Source organism: Pseudomonas reactans (assembly GCF_013387025.1).
Classification (GTDB): Bacteria; Pseudomonadota; Gammaproteobacteria; order Pseudomonadales; family Pseudomonadaceae; genus Aquipseudomonas; species Aquipseudomonas reactans.
In genome coordinates this window covers 60192-79773 of record NZ_JACAQP010000045.1, presented here as the reverse complement: position 1 = coordinate 79773, position 19582 = coordinate 60192, and the positions used below count along the sequence as shown (strand labels likewise).

The following is a 19582-nucleotide window of genomic DNA, read 5'->3' as shown; positions in this document are numbered from 1 at the left end:
CTCCCAGGATAGGCGTGTGTCAGTTTCTGGGTACGCGCCCTTTGGGCGTATTGAGTCTTTCCCCTCCCCAACGGAAAAACCGGTAAGGAATTTATGTGCGGATTAGCTGGCGAGTTACGTTTTGATCAACAACCTGCCGACCTGGCAGCGATAGAACGCATCACCCACCATTTGGCCCCCCGTGGCCCCGACGCTTGGGGCTTTCATGCCCAAGGGCCAATTGCCTTGGGCCATCGACGCCTGAAAATCATGGACCTGTCCGACGGCTCGGCCCAACCGATGGTCGATGCGCACCTGGGCCTTTCCCTGGCCTTCAACGGCGCGATCTATAACTTCCCGGAACTGCGTGAAGAGCTGGAAGCCCTGGGCTACGCCTTCTATTCCGGCGGCGACACCGAAGTGCTGCTCAAGGGCTATCACGCGTGGGGCGAAGCGCTGCTGCCCAAGCTCAACGGCATGTTTGCCTTTGCGATCTGGGAGCGTGACGCCGAGCGCCTGTTTATTGCCCGTGACCGCCTGGGCGTGAAGCCGTTGTACCTATCGCGTACCGGCCAGCGCTTGCGCTTTGCTTCGGCACTGCCGGCACTGCTTAAAGGCGGCGACATCAATCCGATCCTGGATCCGGTTGCGCTTAACCATTACCTGAACTTCCACGCCGTGGTGCCTGCACCGCGTACCTTGCTCGCCGGCATCGAAAAACTGCCGCCGGCCAGTTGGTTGCGCATCGACGCCAGCGGCAAGACCGAGCAGAAAGTGTGGTGGACCCTGCCCTACGGACCACACGACGATGAAAAAAACCTCACTCTCGAAGACTGGACCGATCGCGTGCTCGACAGCACTCGCGAAGCCGTGGCCATTCGCCAACGTGCGGCCGTGGATGTGGGTGTGCTGCTTTCCGGTGGCGTCGATTCGAGCATGCTCGTCGGCCTGCTGCGCGAAGTGGGCGTACAGGATCTGTCGACGTTTTCCATCGGCTTTGAAGATGCCGGTGGCGAAGCGGGCAACGAATTCCAATACTCGGACCTGATCGCCAAGCACTACGGCACCCACCACCACCAACTGCGCATCGCCGAAAGCGAGATCATCGAGCAACTGCCCGCGGCCTTCCGCGCCATGAGCGAGCCGATGGTCAGCCATGACTGCATCGCCTTCTACCTGCTGTCGCGGGAAGTGGCCAAGCATTGCAAAGTGGTGCAGAGCGGCCAGGGTGCGGATGAACTGTTTGCCGGTTACCACTGGTACCCGCAGGTGGATGGCGCCAGCGACCCGTATGCCGCTTACCGCGGCGCTTTTTTTGACCGTAGCTACGACGACTACGCCGCCACTGTCGCGCCGAAATGGCTGACTGCCAACGACGCCGCCGGTGACTTTGTACGCGAGCATTTTGCGATGCCGGGGGCCGACGCAGCGGTAGATAAAGCCCTGCGCCTGGATAGCACAGTGATGTTGGTAGACGACCCGGTCAAACGCGTCGACAACATGACCATGGCCTGGGGCCTGGAAGCGCGCACGCCGTTCTTGGATTACCGCCTGGTGGAACTCTCGGCCCGCGTACCCGGCAAATTCAAGCTGCCCGACGGCGGCAAGCAAGTCTTGAAAGAAGCCGCGCGCCGCGTGATCCCGAGCGAAGTCATCGACCGCAAGAAAGGTTACTTCCCGGTGCCGGGGCTCAAGCACTTGCAGGGCGATACCCTGAACTGGGTGCGTGAACTGCTGCTGGACCCGAGCCAGGATCGCGGCCTGTTCAACCCGGCCATGCTCGACCGCTTGCTCACCGACCCGCAAGGCCAGCTGACCCCGCTGCGCGGCTCCAAACTGTGGCAACTGGCGGCGCTGAACCTGTGGCTCAGCGAACAAGGAATCTGATCGATGAAACCCCATGCAGCGGCTTACAGCCAACGCTTGCTCAAGGGCCAGGCGCCGTCGTACGAGCGCCTGCAGGCCCGGCTGGCCGAAGACGGCAGCCCGTTGAGCGCAGACCCCATCGCCGTGCATTGCGGTTGGGGACGGTTGTTGATCGGCCATACGTTTCCGGACCCTGCCAGCCTCGCCCAGGAATTGCTCAATGAGCAGCCGGGCGAGCGGGATATCGCCCTGTACGTGGCGGCGCCCCAGCAGATTTTGGGGATTGATCCGCAGCAATTGTTCCTTGACCCGTCCGATACCTTGCGCCTGTGGTTCAGCGACTATCGCCCTGCCACTCGGGTGTTTCGCGGTTTCCGCATTCGCCGGGTGCAGACCGAGGCGGACTGGCTGGCAGTGAATCAGCTCTACCAAGGGCGCGGCATGCTCCCGGTCGACGCCGAACGCCTCACGCCGCGCCATCAAGGTGGTCCGGTGTATTGGTTGGCGGAAGATGAAGACAGCGGCGCAGTGATTGGCAGCGTCATGGGCCTGAATCATCAAAAAGCCTTTCACGACCCGGAAAACGGTTGCAGCCTGTGGTGCCTGGCGGTCGACCCGCAATGTACGCGGCCCGGCGTGGGCGAGGTGTTGGTGCGCCATTTGGTGGAGCACTTCATGAGCCGTGGCCTGAGCTATCTGGACTTGTCGGTGTTGCACGATAACCGCCAGGCCAAGAACCTTTACGCCAAGCTCGGCTTTCGCGCACTGACCACCTTTGCGATCAAGCGCAAGAACGGCATCAACCAGCCGCTATTTCTCGGCCCGGGCCCGCAGGCGGGGTTCAATCCCTATGCGCGGATCATTGTCGAAGAGGCCCATCGGCGTGGTATCGACGTGCAAGTGGATGACGCAGATGCGGGCTTGTTCACCCTGAGCCATGGCGGGCGTCGCGTGCGTTGCCGTGAATCCCTGAGCGATTTGACCAGCGCGATCAGCATGACCCTGTGCCAGGATAAAAGCCTGACTCATAAAGTGCTGAAAGCCGCCGGTTTGCAATTGCCGTCGCAGCAATTGGCGGGCAGCGCCGATGACAACCTGGAGTTCCTCGACGAGCACCAGCGCATCGTGGTCAAGCCGCTGGACGGCGAGCAAGGCCAGGGCGTGGCGGTGGATCTGCAGAGCATCGAAGAGGTGCAACAGGCCATTGAAGCGGCGCGCCAGTTCGACAGCCGTGTGTTGCTGGAGAGCTTTCACGAAGGCTTGGACCTGCGCATCCTGGTGATCGGTTTCGAGGTGGTCGCCGCCGCAATCCGTCGCCCTGCCGAGGTGACCGGCGATGGCCACCATTCCATCGGCGCGCTGATCGAAACCCAGAGCCGGCGTCGCCAGGCCGCCACCGACGGTGAAAGCAAAATCCCCCTGGATGCCGAAACCGAACGCACCTTGAAAGCCGCCGGTTTCGACTACAGCAGCATCCTGCCCCGTGGCCAGACCCTGGCCGTGCGCCGCACCGCCAACCTGCACACCGGCGGGTGCCTGGAAGATGTCACCGCGATCCTGCACCCGACGCTGGTGGACGCCGCCGTACGCGCCGCCCGCGCCCTGGACATCCCCATGGTGGGCCTGGACCTGATGGTGCCCGCCGCCGATCAACCCGAATACGTGTTTATCGAAGCCAATGAACGGGCCGGCCTGGCCAATCATGAACCGCAGCCTACCGCGGAGAAATTTGTGGATTTGCTGTTTCCCCATAGCTGAACGATCCGAACCCCAGGAGTCTTTATGAGCCGAACCATCCCCGAACCGGATCTGAATTACCTGCAAAAAGTCCTGTTGGAAATGCTCGCCATTCCCAGCCCCACTGGGTTTACCGACACCATCGTGCGTTACGTGGCCGAGCGCCTTGAGGAGCTGGGCATTCCCTTTGAAATGACTCGTCGCGGCACCATCCGCGCGACCTTGAAAGGCCAAAAAAACAGCCCCGACCGCGCCGTGTCCGCCCACCTGGACACCATCGGCGCTGCCGTGCGGGCAATCAAGGACAACGGCCGCCTGAGCCTCGCGCCCGTAGGCTGCTGGTCGAGCCGGTTTGCCGAAGGCAGCCGCGTCAGCCTGTTTACCGATAACGGCGTGATCCGTGGCAGCGTGTTGCCGCTGATGGCCTCCGGGCATGCGTTCAACACCGCCGTGGATGAAATGCCGGTGAGCTGGGACCACGTGGAACTGCGCCTCGACGCCTACTGCGCGACCCGCGCCGATTGCGATTCCCTGGGGATTGGCATCGGTGACTATGTGGCCTTCGACCCGCTGCCGGAATTCACCGAGAGCGGCCACATCAGCGCCCGCCACCTGGATGACAAGGCCGGGGTCGCCGCCCTGCTTGCCGCGCTCAAGGCCATCGTCGACAGTGGCGAACCCTTGTTGATCGACTGCCATCCGCTGTTCACTATCACCGAGGAAACTGGCAGCGGTGCGGCAGCCGCCCTGCCCTGGGACGTGAGTGAGTTTGTCGGCATCGATATTGCCCCAGTCGCCCCCGGCCAGCATTCCAGCGAGCACGCGGTGAGCGTGGCGATGCAAGATTCCGGCGGGCCGTATGACTATCACCTGTCGCGGCATTTGCTGCGCCTGGCGTCGGAGAATGAACTGCCCGTGCGCCGCGACCTGTTCCGCTATTACTTCAGTGACGCACACTCGGCGGTCACCGCCGGCCACGATATCCGCACCGCCTTGCTGGCATTCGGTTGCGATGCGACCCATGGCTACGAACGCACCCACATCGATAGTCTCGCGGCCCTGAGTCGTTTGCTGGGCGCTTACATCCTCAGCCCGCCGGTGTTCGCCAGCGATGCACAACCGGCCCAGGGCTCCCTGGATCGGTTCAGTCATCAAATCGAACACGAGACGCAGATGGAGAGCGATACACGCGTGCCGTCGGTAGACAGCCTGGTGGGCAACAAGTCCTGAGGCTGGCAACTGGGGTCCCGGCACAGTAGCATCGCCGGGATCCATCACCCGAGGCCTGTATGCTGATTCCCTACGACGCACTTGAAGTCGACACCCTGACCCGTCTGATCGAAGACTTCGTCACCCGCGATGGCACCGACAACGGCGACGACACGCCCTTGGAGACCCGTGTACTGCGCGTGCGCCAGGCGTTGACCAAGGGTCAGGCGCTGATCGTCTTCGACCCGGAAAGCGAGCAGTGCCAGTTGATGCTCAAGCACGATGTGCCCAAGCATCTGTTCGACTGACGTCAGAGGTTAGGCACGGGCACCGGATGAGTGGCAGCGCCCTGGCGTTCGAGGATTTTCTGGTACACCTCCGCTCGATGAACCTGCACCCCGGTCGGCGCGCCAACGCCGAATTTCACCTGGTTACCGTTCAACTCGAGGATGTGCACGGCGATGTCATCGCCGATGGAGATGACTTCGCCTACAGCGCGGCTTAAGACCAGCATGGCGGTTGTCCTTTTTAATAGTGAAAGGACTTCGACCATGCACTCACCGGGTGGACCGCAGCAATGGCTTGCGGCGAAAACAGGCACCACCTACAAAGAGAGGTAAATTGCCTGACAGACCACTACCTGATCAGCCCTTGGCCGCCTGCGCTTTGGCGCGCATTTTGTCGGCCATGGTGGTCATCTCGTCATAGAGCAACTGCGGGTTCTTCTGTTTCAACGCCCACGCCATCCGCCCCTGTTCGTGGGGCAGGATCATGAACTCGCCCTCTGCGACGCGCTGGTAGATGTAGTCGGCAATGTCCGCCGCCGAGATCGGCGAGCTCTCAAGCAACTTGCCTACCTGGGCCTTCATCGCCGGGGTCGGCCCACGGAACGAGTCGAGCAGGTTGGTCTGGAAGAACGATGGGCACACCACGTGCACGCCGACCTCCTGCTGCTTGAGTTCCACCAGCAGGCTTTCCGACAGCGCAACCACACCGGCCTTGGCCACGTTGTAGTTGCTCATCGCCGGCCCCTGCATCAGCGCGGCCATGGACGCGATGTTGATGATGCGGCCCTTGCTCTTTTCCAGCAGCGGCAGGAACGCCTTGCAGCCCTTGACCACGCCCATCAGGTTGATTGCGATCTGCCAGTCCCAGTCTTCCAGGGACAATTCGGCAAAGAACCCACCGGAGGCCACGCCGGCATTGTTGACGATCACATCGATGCCACCCAGTTTCACTTCGCAAGCCTGGGCAAACGCGGTGAGCTGGCTGTAGTCGCGCACGTCGCAACGCTGGATAAACCCGTCGCCACCCACCTCGCGTACTAACTTGAGGGTTTCCTGCAAGCCGGGTTCGCTGACGTCCGACAAGGCCAACTGCCAGCCTTCACGGGCCCAGCGCAGAGCGATTTCGCGGCCCAGGCCCGACCCGGCGCCAGTGATCATCATGCGATTTTGCATAGCAAGTAGCCTTGTGGTTCACGGAAGAAGTGACCGGCAGTGTAGCGAAGGTTTTTCCTACTCCCATCCACCATCAGAGTGATGAATGCCCCCGGCAAACCTGCAGCTGGGTCGGATACTCGCCTATAGCCTAAGTTCAATATTTTTCAACTAACAACGCGAAGTTGCGAACGCATTAAAAGAAATAAGTATGTTTGCGAAATGCTTTAAAAAAATACTGAATTTTCCGCGGTGGGCCACAGTCGGAGTTGTTAAGGCGTTCGTGAATCAACTAGCGGGCCTATCGTTAATAACCGGTCTTTACAGAAGGCCAATAAGGAAAAAAACCATGAGCCTCATTCTGATCATTATCCTGATCCTCCTGCTGGTCGGTGGTCTGCCAGTCTTCCCTCACTCGCGCAACTGGGGTTATGGCCCGTCGGGTATCCTCGGTGTTGTCCTGGTAGTACTGCTGGTGCTGTTGTTGCTCGGTCGGATATAAAAGCGCCTCTGTAGGAGCGAGCTTGCTCGCGAAGATCGTTAACGGCGACACGGAGTTTCTGAATAAACGCGTTGTCCTTACGTTTTTCGCGGGCAAGCCCGCTCCTACAGAAAACCAAGCAAAAAAAAGAGGCCTAAAAGGCCTCTTTTTTATTGCCGGTTAATTAGTCCGGCTTACCGTCAACTACGCCGGCGGTGTTATCCAACAGGCTCTTGGTCGCCGTCTGCAGGAACGACTCCAGTTTCTGTCTTAGTGCACCTTCGTCCGGCGATTCGGCAATCACCTTACCGGTCGGGTTGGCACCCAGCTCATATTCCCACAGCTTCGGCGGCATTTCCTTCGGCAGTACCAGGATACGATCGCCGGTGACCAGCGCCACGGTCTGATCGCTGCCCGACGGCTTGATCACGCCGAAGCCTTTGTCGCCTTCCGGCAGGTTCAGCAGGTCGCGGCCCCAGCACTGGTGCAGGGTTTCGCCACCGAGGCGGCCCATGATGGTCGGCACGATGTCGATCTGGGTGCCCACGGTGTGGTCACGCTCGCCGAACTTCTCCTGCATGCCCGGTGCGATCATCAGCATCGGCACGTTGAAGCGGCCCAGGTCCATTTCGGTGATTTGTTGCTCGTTACCAAAACCGTGGTCACCCACGATCACAAACAAGGTTTCCTTGAAGTACGGCTCCTTGCGGGCCTTTTCAAAGAACTGACCCAGGGCCCAGTCGGAGTAGCGCATCGCCGTCAAATGCTCGTCGAGGCTGCCACGACCCGTGACTTTCTCCACCGGCAATGGCGTCGGCAAGGCATACGGTGTGTGGTTGGACAGGGTTTGCAGCAGGGCGTAGAACGGCTTGCCGCCTTCACGGGCTTTCAACTCTTCCAGGCCACGGTTGAACATGTCCTGGTCGGACACGCCCCACGTCGGATCGGAGAACACCGGGTCGACGAAGTCGTTACGACCGATGAAGTTGGTCATGCCCTGGTTGCTGAAAAAGCCCGACTGGTTGTCCCAGGCGAAATCGCCGTTGTACACATACACATCGTCAAACTTGCGCGCGCTGAGCAACTGCGGCAGGCCCGACAGCTTATGGCTGCCTTCCGGGGTCTGCATCAGGTATTCGAACGCCGGCAGGTTCGGGAAGCACGCCATGGTGGCAAACATACCTTGGTGGGTGTGGGTGCCGTTGGAGAAGAAGCGGTCGAACAGCAGGCCTTCCTTGGACAGTTTGTCGAAGTACGGCGTGATATTGCCCGGACGGCCCAGGGCGCCTACCGAGTGACCGGCGAAGCTTTCCATCAGGATCACGACGACGTTCTTGATCGGCAGGGTTTTCTCGGCCGGCGGGGTGAACTCACGGCGCACGGCGGCGGTGTCGGTATCCACCAGTTTTTCGGTCGGCAACACCAGCATGTCGCGCACGGTCTGGGTCGCCAGCGGCTGCTCCAGTGTGGCTTTCCAGGTGTTGTCACGGTGCTCGGAGAACCGCGCCTTGGCCGCGCCGATCAACGACAGCGTGCCATTGAGCCCCAACTGGTTGGCGAAGTTCGAATCGGTGGTGTACACGTCACCCCAACGCAGCGGCGGGCCCTGGCGCAGGGTGCCACGGATGGCGACCACAGCGATCAACAGGCAGACCACAAACACCGCAATGCGGGTGTACCACGGCGCCACTTGGCGGGTGCCGATACTGCCACCGCTGAACGGCCCGCGTGGGCGCGTTGCGCGGTCGGCGCCTTTGAAGGCCATGCTCAGGATCAGCGTACCTACGGCCCAGGCCAGCAGGTAGCGCACCACCGGGAAACCGTACCAGAGCATGCTCATCACGGTTTTCGGGTCTTCCTTCACGTACTGGAAGACCAGGCCGTTGAGGCGCTGGTGGAATTCACGGTAGAAGTCCATTTCCATCAGGCCCAGGAACAGGGCAATGCTGGATGCGACGGTCAGCCACAGACGGAAGAACCCACGCGCAGCCATGGCGCGGACGCTGAACAGCGCCAGCAGCAGCGGGATCAACGCGTACATCACGAAGCGGATGTCGAAGCGCGTGCCATTGGCGAACGCTTCCAGGAAGGTCGAGGCCGGCGTGTCGAGGATCATTTCGCGGTTGTACACCAGCAGCGCCAGGCGCAGCAGGGAGAACATCACCATCATGACCAGTGCACAGAGCAGCGTATACGCCAGATGGGATTTGACGGTCGGTTGCAGCAAGCGATTTGAAGCTCGCTGCTGATTCAGGGCGTCCGGGTTTGCCATGTCGTTTTAGGACCCATTGGAAGTTTAAGTGACAAAGTAGTGCGGTGGCGCGAATGGTGCCCGATCAATGGCAGCAAGGCTATTAATTACTGAACGTGCACCGCTGCCCCGCCTTTAGTGGCAGCTAGGATAGAGCCCTGGCGGGAGATAAAGCCGGCGAATTGTCTTGGATGGGATGTGAAAATTCTGTGCAGCGAATATTTCGAAACATAAATCTAATGATGTGCTGAAACCAATGTGGGAGCGGGCTTGCTCGCGAATGCAGTGTGTCAGTCGAAACATCCGTGACCGATAGACTGCATTCGCGAGCAAGCCCGCTCCCACATGGACTGTGCCCAGTCTAGATCGATTGGATAATCAGATCCGCACGTTGCCCCGCGGTCCGGCGATTGCCCAGATGATCAGCCCCAGCACCGGCAGCAGCAGGATCAACAGGATCCACAGCACCTTGGCGCCCGTGCTCGCGCCACTTTTGAACACGTTGATGATCGCCCAGATATCCAACGCCAGGATGATCAGCCCGATCAAGCCATTAAAAGTGGAACCCATGGTGTCGCTCCTAAAGTGAGGGCATGCACTTGTAGGATAGCCAGCCCTGGTGGGGGTTCCGTTTTATTTCAGACGTGAACGGCGATCTTCAGCGCTTCCAGGGACGGCTCGCCCTTGATGCCCACTTCGGCGCACAGCGCCAGCACGCGTGGCAGATCGTTACCGTACACCAGCACAGCCTGGATCTCGTCATCCAGCAGTTGGCTGAAATTGAGCAGCACATAGCCGCCGTCTTCGGGGCTCAGGGCACTCATCTGGATCTGGATGCGGTTCAGCGCCGTGAGGTCCTCAGTCTTCGCAAGCTGCTTGGGCTTGAGGTTGAACGCCACGCCCGGACCGAACGAGGCGACGATCTGCGCGAACAGGTCGCCGTAGGTGTCGGCCTGGAACAACACGGTCTCCGGCAGGCTGCCGACGACGACCCACTCCCCCAACGGAATCGGGAAGCTGTCGTCGTAGTTGATATCCGGGTTGGCCGCCATAAACGCCACAGGATCTGCGTAGGCCTGGGCCGCTTCATCGGCAATGCGCGCCACTTCGTCCTCGCTCATGACGCCGGCGCTGATTTTGCTGATGAGTTCGACGAGGGCGGTTTTCATGGGTGTGGTCCTGTGGCGGGCGGGTTTTCGAGGGCGGGTAGCCTACACCAGTTTCTGCAACTTCGCCGCCGTATCCGCTGCGCCCATGGTGTGTGCTGCCGCCAACGCGGTTGCGCCTTGGGCATCAGTCGCCTTGGGGTTGGCGCCCTGGCCAAGCAGGTAGTCGAGCATTTCCACGCGGTTGAACATCGCTGCCATCATCAATGCCGTACGGCCATCGGAGGACGACGCATCCACTGGCGCGCCGCCTTCGATCAGTGCCTTGACCACCTCCAGGTTGCCCTTGAACGCTGCGCCGGCCATCGGCAACTGGTTCTTGTCGTTGGCAATCAGCGGGTCAGCCTTGAATTCCAGCAGCACTTTCACCGCGTCGGCATGGCCGTGGTAGGCCGCCAGCATCAGTAGGGTGTCGCCATTGTGATTACGGAAATTGGCCGGCAAGCCTTTGGCCAGCAACGCAGCGAGCATAGCGGCATCGCCACGGCGGGCGACGTCGAACACCTGCTCGGCAAATTCTGCGGCTTCGTCATCGGTCATTTGTTTGGCTTGGTCTGACATGTGGGGCTCCTTGTCTGGTCCTCTATATGGCGCCCAGTGTCGCGAGGGAGTTCCCACCTGTCATGGTTTTTTTGTCAAAAGCCTCCATAGGCATATTCAATAACGAAAGTGCCCACCCTGGATCTGCGCCAATAGCTGCCCAGTGACCGGCACATAGCAGTCCGAGCCGGGCAACCAGGCATAGACCGGGTCATTGCCTGCCTTCTGCGGATCGAACGCCTCCTCCTTGAGCTTCACCTTCTGGTATTTAAACGTACCGGTGGTTTCCATCTTGACCTTGATACGCAGGAACAACGGCACCGCGTAGTGCGGCAACTGGCCGTGGGCGAATTGCAGCAACTCACGCATATCCAACGAGGCCAGCGATTCGCTCGGGGTGATGGCAACCATGCCGGCGCGGCCGTTGGTGTTTTCGATTTCCACACCGTAGGCCACCACTTCAGCGATCTGCGGGTGCTGCAGCAGCACGTTCTCCACTTCGGTGGTGGAGACGTTCTCACCCTTCCAACGATAGGTGTCGCCCAAGCGGTCGACAAATTGCGCATGGCCAAAGCCGATGCTGCGCACCAGATCGCCGGTATTGAAGTAGCGGTCGCCCTTCTCGAATACGTCGGTGAGGATCACCTTGCGGTTCTTTTCCGGGTCGGTGTAGCCGTCATAGGGCGACTTTTCATCGATCCTGGCCAGTAGCAGGCCTTGCCCACCGGTCTTCACTTTATGCATGAAGCCATCGCTGCCACGAATCGGCTCACCGCTGTCGTGAGCGTAGTCCACCAGCGCCCAGTGCTGAAGGCAAAAGCCGACGGTGTTATCGAAATTCAGAATGTTGGTGAACCCGATATTGCCGTCGCTGGCGGCATACAACTCGCAGACATGTTCGACGCCATAGCGCGCCTTGAACTGCGCCCACACGCCGGGACGCAGGCCATTGCCGACCATCTTGGTCACACCGTGATCACGGTCGTTGAGGTTGGCGGGTTGATCGAGCAGGTAACGGCACAATTCGCCGACATAACCCAGGGTGGTCGCCTTGAACCGGCGAGCGTCATCCCAGAATTGGCTGGCACTGAACTTGCGCCGGATGGCGAACCCGGCGGCCCCGACAATCGCCGATCCCCAACACACGCAAAGGCCGGTGGCGTGGTACAGCGGCAAGGTGCAATAAAGGACATCGTCCGGGCCCATGTCCAGGGCGATGCTGCCGAAGCTGACGGCGGTCTTGGTCCAGCGGCCATGTTTCATGATGCCGGCCTTGGGCAAGCCGGTGGTGCCAGAGGTGTAGATATAGAAGCAAGGATCGTTGAAAAAGATCTGCGCGGTGCTGACCGGGTTATCCACCGGGGCGTCGGCGCTGGCGACCATCAAGTCGATATAACCCTGGGGCGCCACAATGGCCTGCTGGTCCGGGATAAACCAGGACCGGTCCGGAGGAATGCCCGCTTGATCCCGCACGGCGTCATAGGCAGCCACCAATTCCGCGCCCACCACAATCGCCGCCGGGCTCACCAGGTTCAGACTGTGCACCAGCGCCGCTTGGGTCTGCGCCGTGTTGAGCATGGCGCAGATACCACCCAGCTTGGCCACGGCCAATACACTCAGCAGCAACTCGGGACGGTTTTCGATAAACATCGCCACTACATCGCCCTTGCGGATGCCCTGGGCCTGTAAGTGGTGGGCGATACGGTTGGCGGATTGGTTGGCCTCGGTGTAGCTGAGCACGCGGTCGGCGTACAACAAGGCGGTGCCCTGCGGATTGCGCAAGGTGGCCTGCTCGAAGTGCCAGCCCAGGCCGCAGGGCTGCTGAGGGTCGGTGACGTTGGCGGCACGCATGCCGCGCACCACCCGTGGCAGGGCGCGCACAATGGCGGGCACCTTACGCAGCATCATGCCCCAGGTGATCATGTCGTTTTGCGAATGGCTCATGGGAACGTCCTTTTTCTTATTCTTCGTAAACCTTGCAGGAAAGTACGTCAGCCTCTCTTCGGCTGTACACGCAGGATTTGAAAAGTTTTGTATCCCGATGAACGCCCGCTGAAAAAAGGAATTCAGCGACGCGGATGCAGTCTTTAAAGGTAATGGTGCGTCCGGTCGACCCTGTCGAGCCACGCAAAATGCAGGATGCATGATGGCCATTCATGCAAATTGCACGAAATCGAAAATCTGTAAAATTTATATCTTACTGATTTATAACGTTATTTTGAAAAATCGATAGCTGGCACAATCACTGCACCTATCACTCCATGCTTGCCAACTTGAGCCAACGGAGCTGATAGACATGAGCCTGATCCAAGATAAATTCGCTTCAGTATTCTCCAACTACGACGTCACCACCCAGCCACGTCCCGACGGTGGCATCCTGTTGACCCTGCGCAACAGCGAAGGCAAGCAGGTCAAGCGCTCGATTTCCTACCAGCAACTGCACACGGCCGACCAATTGACTTGGGTGATCAGCGCCATCCGTCGCGACCTGGCTGAACAAGCCAGCGACCTGCCACAGATTTCGATGCTGCAAAGCCAGAACCGCTTTGCCCTGCCGACCTACCACTCGGCCTAAGCAGCAGGTAAAGCAAAGGGCCGCGACACCCTTGGGTGTCGCGGCCCTTTTTTCATGCATTCAGCAAAGCCCTTTGCGCGCCGCTTCGTTCATCGCCTGGACACGGTTGCTGACTTCCAATTTGCCGTAGATATTGCGCAAATGGAATTTAACCGTGGCTTCAGACGTGGCGCGTATCTGGCTGATCTCCCACACCGTCTTGCCTTCCGAGGCCCAGCGCAGTATTTCCAACTCCGTAGGCGTGAGTCTCTTGCCCGCCAGATTAATGCGCCGCCTGACAGCGTTGGGCACCGAATACGGCGCCTGGAACGATTCCCCTGGGCCTCTCATTGGTTTCTCTCCTTTTTATTGGCTGACGTCCTATCACCCTTCGGATTCCTCCTATTGACGGATGATATAAACGTTATTGCCGAAGAGAGTTACATAAGGCGTGGGATTAAAACGCGCCCCCTACAATAAACAGCAAGCCCCTACAGGAGCTTAAGTTTCTTCCCACAACAACTTCCAATATGCGGGGGTTGAAGTTTCTGATCGCTGGCGATTAATCATCCAATCCGGGAAAACGGTGGGCAATATCGTCACCGGTGAATTCAGGATTCCACCCTTTCGCGGTATTGAATAAACGCAACGCCACGAAGTGCGGGTTATCACCCATGTCGAACCAATGCATCACACCGGCCGGGATCACCAGCAGGTCGTTTTTCTCGCAACGTATGGCGTATACGTAATCGCCAATATGCAGCGCGAACAGGCCCTGGCCGGCAAGGAAAAAACGCGCATCGTCTTCGCTGTAGCGGCGCTCATCGAGAAACTGCCCTCGTAATTCGGCGTTCTGCGCGGGGTCGCCGGCATCCCTCATCACTTCAGCTGCGCTGTAGCCGAGCTGATCAATCTGCGCCTGGCAGGCGGCAATCAACTCGCCATCGCTGGCGCCCTTCTCGACCGGGCCGGGCTGCCAACGCTCAAAACGCACCCCATGCTCGGCCAGGATGGCGGCGATGTCCTCAAAATGGGTCAGGACCTTGTTCGGCGTATCCGGTGTAGCGACGGAGTAGACAGCGACATAGCTCATTGAAGGGTTCCTTGGTTCTGCTCTTGCAATCGAAAACCGATGATAACGGCGGCCGCCAGGGCAGCGATGCTGGCGATGCTGAAGGTCAGGGTCGGCCCCAACAGGTTCCAACTGTAGCCTGAATACAGAGCGCCCAATGCGCCGCCAGTGCCGGCCAGCGCTGCATACAGCGCTTGGCCCTGGCCTTGTTGCCTGTCACCGAAACTGCGCTGCACAAAGGCAATCGCCGCCGCATGAAAGCTGCCGAAGGTGGCGGCGTGCATCACCTGCGCCAGCAACAGCACCCAGAAAAACTCGGCAAACGAGCCCAGCAGCAGCCAGCGCAGTGCCGCCAGCAAGAAACTCGCCAGCAACACCCGGCGTACCGAACAGCGCGAGAGGATGCGGCTCATGGCGAGGAACATCAGCACTTCCGCCACCACCCCCAACGCCCACAACATCCCGATCACACCCCGGCTGTAGCCCAAGTGTTCGAGGTGCAGCGTGAGAAAGGTGTAGTACGGGCCATGGCTCATCTGCATCAGCGCCACGCAGGCATAAAACGCCAGGACGCCTGGGCTGCGCAATTGCTTTAGAAAACCGTCACCCGCCAGGCGATTGCCGTGGCTGACAGGTTGCGCATTCGGCACCCACAGGCTGGCACCGATGATGCCGGCCATGATCACCACGACCACCACCGGGTAGATGTCCAGGCTCAGCCAGTCGAACAGGCGGCCCATGATCACCACGGTGAGAATGAAGCCGATGGAGCCCCACAGGCGGATCTGGCTGTAGCGCGAGGTCTGTTTTTGCAGGTGCGCCAGGGTGATCACTTCAAACTGCGGCAGCACCGCATGCCAGAAGAACGCATGCAGCGCCATGACCAGCGCCAGCCAGGCGTAGGTATGGCTGATGAAGATCAGCGAAAAACTCACCAGCGTGCACACCGCGCCAAAGCGCACGATGGCCAAGCGCCGGCCGGTGTAGTCGCCCAGCCAGCCCCACAGGTTGGGCGCCACGCAGCGCATCAGCATAGGGATGGCCACCAACTCGCCGATGCGCGCGCTGGAGAACCCCAGGTGGTCGAAGTACAGCGCCAGGAAGGGCGCCGTCGCCCCCAGGAGGGCGAAGTAGAAGAGGTAGAAGCTGGAGAGGCGCCAGTACGGAAGGGCTGTCACAGCCGACCCGTCACAGCTGGCCCAGCACCGGCGTACTCACGCGAACATCGGCATTCTGCCCACGGTTGCGCAGCAGATGGTCCATCAACACGATGGCCATCATTGCCTCGGCGATCGGTGTGGCACGGATGCCGACACAAGGATCGTGGCGCCCCTTGGTGATCACGTCCACCGGGTTGCCGTGCACATCAATCGAACGGCCCGGCGTGGTGATGCTCGACGTCGCCTTGAGCGCCAGGTGCGCCACAATCGGCTGACCGGAAGAAATGCCACCGAGGATGCCGCCCGCGTTGTTACTGAGGAAACCTTCCGGGGTCAGCTCGTCGCGGTGCTCGGTGCCGCGCTGGGACACACACGCAAAACCGGCGCCGATTTCCACGCCTTTCACCGCGTTGATGCTCATCAGCGCATGGGCCAGCTCCGCGTCGAGGCGGTCGAAGATCGGTTCACCCAGGCCAGGTTTCACGCCCTCAGCGACCACGGTGATCTTGGCGCCGACGGAGTCCTGGTCGCGGCGCAACTGGTCCATGTAGGCTTCCAGTTCCGGCACCTTGTCCGGGTCGGGGCTGAAGAAGGCGTTGTCTTCCACGCTGTCCCAGGTCTTGAACGGGATTTCAATCGGGCCCAATTGGCTCATGTAGCCACGGATCACAATGCCCTGCGTCGCCAGGTATTTCTTGGCGATGGCACCGGCCGCCACGCGCATCGCGGTTTCGCGTGCCGAGCTGCGGCCACCGCCACGGTAGTCGCGCTCGCCGTATTTGTGGTGGTAGGTGTAGTCGGCGTGGGCCGGGCGGAACAGGTCCTTGATCGCCGAGTAGTCCTTGGACTTCTGGTCAGTATTGCGGATCAACAGGCCGATGGCGCAACCGGTGGTGCGGCCTTCGAACACGCCGGAGAGGATCTCGACTTCGTCGGGCTCCTGGCGCTGGGTTGTGTGACGGCTGGTGCCGGGCTTGCGGCGGTCGAGGTCACGCTGCAGGTCTTCCAGGGACAGCTCGAGGCCTGGCGGGCAGCCGTCGACAATGGCGACCAACGCCGGGCCATGGCTTTCGCCCGCGGTGGTGACAGTGAACAGCTTGCCGAAGGTATTGCCGGACATGCAGGGCGCTCCGTGAAATCAGTTGAATCAAGTCAACCGTAATAACTTAAGGCGGCCAGTATACGCAGGCTAACCGAGTAGTTCATCCTCGAAACCTTAGCGGTAGACCTTGGTCCAACCGGCACCTCTCTCATAATGGCGCGATGATGCTGCGAGTTCTGCTTTTGACCCTCACCCTGTTTTCCAGCCTGGGCTTCGCCGCCTCCCCTGTGGTGCTGCAACGGCCTATCAGCCTCGACACCGGTAGCGGCGAGCTGTTTGGTTCGCTCTTGCTGCCCAAATCCGACAAGCCAGTACCGGTGGTGCTGATCATCGCCGGTTCCGGCCCTACCGACCGCAACGGCAACAGTGCCGACGGCGCGCGCAACGACAGCCTCAAACGCCTGGCCTGGGTGCTGGCGCGGCATAACATCGCCAGCGTGCGCTACGACAAGCGCGGCGTGGCGGCCAGCCTGGCGGCCACCCCCGACGAACGCAACCTGACCCTGGACGCCTACGTCGCCGACGCCGTGGCCTGGGGCAAATTGCTCAAGGCCGACAAACGCATGGGCCCGCTGATTGTGCTGGGCCACAGCGAAGGTGCGCTGGTGGCGACCCTCGCCGCGCCGCAATTGGACCCGGCGGGCGTGGTCTCGCTGTCCGGCAGCGCGCGCCCGGTGGATCAAGTCATCCGCCAACAACTGGCCGATCACCTGCCCCCTGCCCTGCTGCTGCGCAGCAACCAAATCCTCGATCACCTCAAGGCCGGCCAAGTGGACGCGGATGTGCCTGGCCCGCTGGAAGGCATTTTCCGACCCAGTGTGCAGCCGTATCTGATCAGCCTGTTCCGTGCCGATCCTTCGGCAGCCTTTGCCAAATTGAACATGCCGGCACTGATCATCCAGGGCACCAACGATATCCAGGTCGGTGTGGGCGATGCCCAGCAACTGAAAAAGGCCAAGCCCGACGCGCAGCTCGTACTGATCGAGGGCATGAACCACGTGATGCGCATCGTGCCCAACAATGTGAAACAGCAATTGGCCTCCTACAACGACCCGCAACTGCCCCTTGCCGCCGAGCTGGGCAACCGCCTGGTGCGCTTTATCGACGGACTTCAACCCCGTTAAGCGACAATTTGCCTCCAGTCCTCGGGAAAGCGGCCGATAAGCCCAGAGTCGACAGTAAAAAGACTGTCGACTCGCTGGGCTTGGACAGGATCGCGCCGCATGACAACCACTGAAGCAACACCGGAATCCACCGCCGAAACCCCGGCTGACAAAACCGAGGCCGTCGACGCGGCGCCCCTACCGTGGGCGGATGTCCAGGCTGAGCATTTCAAGATGCTGCGCCTGGCGCCCCTGGCCACCGACCGCGCCACCGGCGTGCGGCCTTTGCGCTTCGTGCAGTTCGGCTATGCCGAGCGCAATGACAAACACCACAGCTTGCTGCGCATGGTCATCCAGTTGCCCGGCCAGCGCGTGCGCCGTGAACAGAATCACCTGGATATCTGGGTTGACCACGATAAACATCGCGTGCACTTCGGCCCCGGTAACAGCCTGGAAATCGAACCAGCCAACCGTGGCATCGGTCGTTTCCTGGTGGCCCAGGGGGCCGCATGGGCGAAAAAGAAGTGGTCGCACTACCGCGTCGACGGCGTTGACCTGGCCAACAAAGATGCGCTGAACGAAGCCACCCGCCTGCGTCGCGATCACTTCCTGCGCATCCAGGGCTTTGATGTGGCTTATGCCGATGTGCAGCACCTCAAGGGTAACGTGCAGCCGGGCAAGGTCAGTGATGTGCTGGACAGTTGGAACACTGAAAAAGTGCAGTTCGTCGAGATTCTGGAAGCGGCGCAGATGCTGCAACAGGCCGAGCAGAATCTGTTGGAGCAGGAAGTGAAGCTGCGCAAGGAAGAGGAAAAAGTCACCAAGTTCAAGCGTGAGGACAGCGGGTTGCGCTTTACCATCACCTGCCTGGTGGCGTTTACGGTGTTTCAGGCGGGGTTGTTGATCTGGATTGCGACACACCGCTAGGCGCCCTGTTTATCGGACGCCCTGCGGGTAAGGATTAAACGCGGGCGGCAAACACCGCCTGATGTTGACGGCACTGCTCAGCCGTCAACATGAATACCCCGTGACCACCGCGCTGGAAGTCCAGCCAGGCAAAGTCCACTTCCGGGTACAACGCCTCCACGTGCACCTGGCTGTTACCCACTTCAACAATCAGCAACCCCTTCTCGGTCAGGTGGTCCGCCGCTTCGGCCAGCATGCGCCGCACCAGATTCAAGCCGTCGTCACCACACGCCAGGCCCAGTTCCGGTTCGTGCTGGTATTCGTCGGGCATGTCGGCGAAATCTTCGGCATCCACATACGGCGGGTTGGACACGATCAAGTCAAAGCGCTGACCCGGCAGGCCATCGAAACCGTCACCCTGCACGGTGTAGACACGCTCATCGACGCCATGGCGCTCAATGTTCTGGTTGGCCACTTCCAAGGCCTCGAAGGACAAATCCCCCAGCACCACTTCAGCGTCCTGGAATTCATAGGCGCACGCGATACCAATGCAACCGGAACCGGTGCACAAGTCGAGGATCCGCGCCGGCGGCTGCGCCAACCAGGGTTCGAAGCGGTTTTCGATGAGTTCGCCGATCGGTGAACGTGGAATCAGCACGCGCTCATCGACGATAAACGACATACCACAGAACCAGGCCTCACCAATCAGGTAGGGGGTCGGCACGCGTTCGTGGATGCGGCGATGCAACAAGCGTTGCAGGTGGGCGACTTCCTCTTCTTCCAGGTTGCAGTCGAGGTAGCTGTCGGCAATTTCCCACGGCAAGTGCAAGGCACCGAGCACCAGTTGCCGGGCATCGTCCCAGGCATTATCGGTGCCATGGCCAAAAAACAGGTCTTCCCCATGGAAACGGCTGACAGCCCAACGGATATGGTCGCGCAAGGTGCGCAGGCGGGAAGTGGTCACGGGGGCAAGCTCCTGGAAAAAACGACTGGCGATTCTAACAGCCTTCACCTGTA

The 19582-nt window shown here is 60.4% G+C and carries 20 protein-coding genes; 8 read left to right on the top strand and 12 right to left on the bottom strand.

Annotated elements, in window-relative coordinates; translation table 11 throughout:
* Positions 1–93 precede the first annotated feature (93 nt).
* From HX793_RS29315 to HX793_RS29300, 4 genes are read left to right on the top strand one after another with little or no spacing between them, the layout of a single operon-like run.
* Positions 94–1866, top strand: a complete 1773-nt coding sequence (locus HX793_RS29315) for an N-acetylglutaminylglutamine amidotransferase (RefSeq protein ID WP_177058797.1) — start codon at positions 94–96, stop codon at positions 1864–1866.
* Between the two features lie 3 nt (positions 1867–1869).
* Positions 1870–3603 (top strand): N-acetylglutaminylglutamine synthetase, encoded by a 1734-nt coding sequence (ngg, locus tag HX793_RS29310; protein WP_177095461.1) that lies wholly within the window; start codon positions 1870–1872, stop codon positions 3601–3603.
* A 24-nt stretch (positions 3604–3627) separates the two neighbouring features.
* Complete coding sequence (locus tag HX793_RS29305; protein ID WP_016976388.1) at positions 3628–4812, top strand: osmoprotectant NAGGN system M42 family peptidase; 1185 nt, start codon at positions 3628–3630, stop codon at positions 4810–4812.
* A gap of 59 nt (positions 4813–4871) precedes the next feature.
* Entirely contained in the window at positions 4872–5099 is a 228-nt protein-coding gene (locus tag HX793_RS29300) for a YheU family protein (protein WP_003192759.1), read from the top strand.
* Positions 5100–5101: 2 nt separating this feature from the next.
* On the opposite strand, the gene csrA is transcribed toward HX793_RS29300, so the two are convergent.
* Both csrA and HX793_RS29290 read right to left on the bottom strand, forming a co-directional pair.
* Positions 5102–5305 carry a carbon storage regulator CsrA gene (gene csrA / locus HX793_RS29295; RefSeq protein WP_016976387.1) on the bottom strand — a complete coding sequence of 68 codons (204 nt, stop codon included), beginning with the start codon at positions 5303–5305 and terminating at the stop codon, positions 5102–5104.
* Between the two features lie 130 nt (positions 5306–5435).
* The gene (locus HX793_RS29290) at positions 5436–6251 is read right to left on the bottom strand and encodes an SDR family oxidoreductase (protein WP_177053577.1); all 816 of its coding nucleotides are present in this window, start codon (positions 6249–6251) and stop codon (positions 5436–5438) included.
* 328 nt (positions 6252–6579) lie between these two features.
* Here HX793_RS29290 and HX793_RS29285 point away from each other — a divergent pair, with 328 nt between their 5' ends.
* Entirely contained in the window at positions 6580–6732 is a 153-nt protein-coding gene (locus tag HX793_RS29285) for a DUF3309 family protein (protein ID WP_015885095.1), read from the top strand.
* A 163-nt stretch (positions 6733–6895) separates the two neighbouring features.
* On the opposite strand, the gene HX793_RS29280 is transcribed toward HX793_RS29285, so the two are convergent.
* From HX793_RS29280 to HX793_RS29260, 5 genes are all read right to left on the bottom strand, one after another.
* The gene (locus HX793_RS29280; protein ID WP_016976384.1) at positions 6896–8983 is read right to left on the bottom strand and encodes an LTA synthase family protein; all 2088 of its coding nucleotides are present in this window, start codon (positions 8981–8983) and stop codon (positions 6896–6898) included.
* A gap of 357 nt (positions 8984–9340) precedes the next feature.
* On the bottom strand, positions 9341–9532 hold the full coding sequence (locus HX793_RS29275) for a PLDc N-terminal domain-containing protein (protein WP_003172956.1): 192 nt from the start codon (positions 9530–9532) through the stop codon (positions 9341–9343).
* A gap of 68 nt (positions 9533–9600) precedes the next feature.
* Positions 9601–10131 carry a hypothetical protein gene (locus HX793_RS29270; RefSeq protein WP_177053579.1) on the bottom strand — a complete coding sequence of 177 codons (531 nt, stop codon included), beginning with the start codon at positions 10129–10131 and terminating at the stop codon, positions 9601–9603.
* 42 nt (positions 10132–10173) lie between these two features.
* Complete coding sequence (locus tag HX793_RS29265) at positions 10174–10689, bottom strand: ankyrin repeat domain-containing protein (RefSeq protein WP_177095459.1); 516 nt, start codon at positions 10687–10689, stop codon at positions 10174–10176.
* A gap of 96 nt (positions 10690–10785) precedes the next feature.
* Positions 10786–12612, bottom strand: coding sequence for a long-chain-acyl-CoA synthetase (locus HX793_RS29260; protein WP_177095457.1), 1827 nt, complete (start codon positions 12610–12612; stop codon positions 10786–10788).
* A 352-nt stretch (positions 12613–12964) separates the two neighbouring features.
* Here HX793_RS29260 and HX793_RS29255 point away from each other — a divergent pair, with 352 nt between their 5' ends.
* Entirely contained in the window at positions 12965–13243 is a 279-nt protein-coding gene (locus HX793_RS29255; RefSeq protein ID WP_010208870.1) for a DUF3509 domain-containing protein, read from the top strand.
* A 60-nt stretch (positions 13244–13303) separates the two neighbouring features.
* On the opposite strand, the gene HX793_RS29250 is transcribed toward HX793_RS29255, so the two are convergent.
* The 4 genes from HX793_RS29250 to aroC form a co-directional block, all read right to left on the bottom strand.
* Positions 13304–13573, bottom strand: coding sequence for a response regulator transcription factor (locus HX793_RS29250; protein ID WP_016976380.1), 270 nt, complete (start codon positions 13571–13573; stop codon positions 13304–13306).
* Positions 13574–13784: 211 nt separating this feature from the next.
* Positions 13785–14315, bottom strand: coding sequence for a 1,2-dihydroxy-3-keto-5-methylthiopentene dioxygenase (locus tag HX793_RS29245; RefSeq protein WP_177095455.1), 531 nt, complete (start codon positions 14313–14315; stop codon positions 13785–13787).
* Entirely contained in the window at positions 14312–15472 is a 1161-nt protein-coding gene (locus HX793_RS29240; RefSeq protein ID WP_016976378.1) for an MFS transporter, read from the bottom strand. Before HX793_RS29240 ends, HX793_RS29245 begins: the two co-directional genes overlap by 4 nt.
* Positions 15473–15482: 10 nt before the next feature.
* A complete protein-coding gene (gene aroC, locus HX793_RS29235; protein ID WP_016976377.1) occupies positions 15483–16574 on the bottom strand; it encodes a chorismate synthase in 1092 nt (363 codons plus the stop codon).
* 143 nt (positions 16575–16717) lie between these two features.
* Here aroC and HX793_RS29230 point away from each other — a divergent pair, with 143 nt between their 5' ends.
* Together HX793_RS29230 and HX793_RS29225 are read left to right on the top strand one after the other, a co-directional pair.
* The gene (locus tag HX793_RS29230; RefSeq protein ID WP_177095452.1) at positions 16718–17680 is read left to right on the top strand and encodes an alpha/beta hydrolase; all 963 of its coding nucleotides are present in this window, start codon (positions 16718–16720) and stop codon (positions 17678–17680) included.
* Positions 17681–17779: 99 nt separating this feature from the next.
* Entirely contained in the window at positions 17780–18586 is an 807-nt protein-coding gene (locus tag HX793_RS29225; protein ID WP_177053584.1) for a hypothetical protein, read from the top strand.
* A 34-nt stretch (positions 18587–18620) separates the two neighbouring features.
* Here HX793_RS29225 and prmB read toward each other — a convergent pair whose 3' ends face one another.
* A complete protein-coding gene (gene prmB, locus HX793_RS29220) occupies positions 18621–19529 on the bottom strand; it encodes a 50S ribosomal protein L3 N(5)-glutamine methyltransferase (protein WP_016976374.1) in 909 nt (302 codons plus the stop codon).
* Positions 19530–19582: the final 53 nt, after the last annotated feature.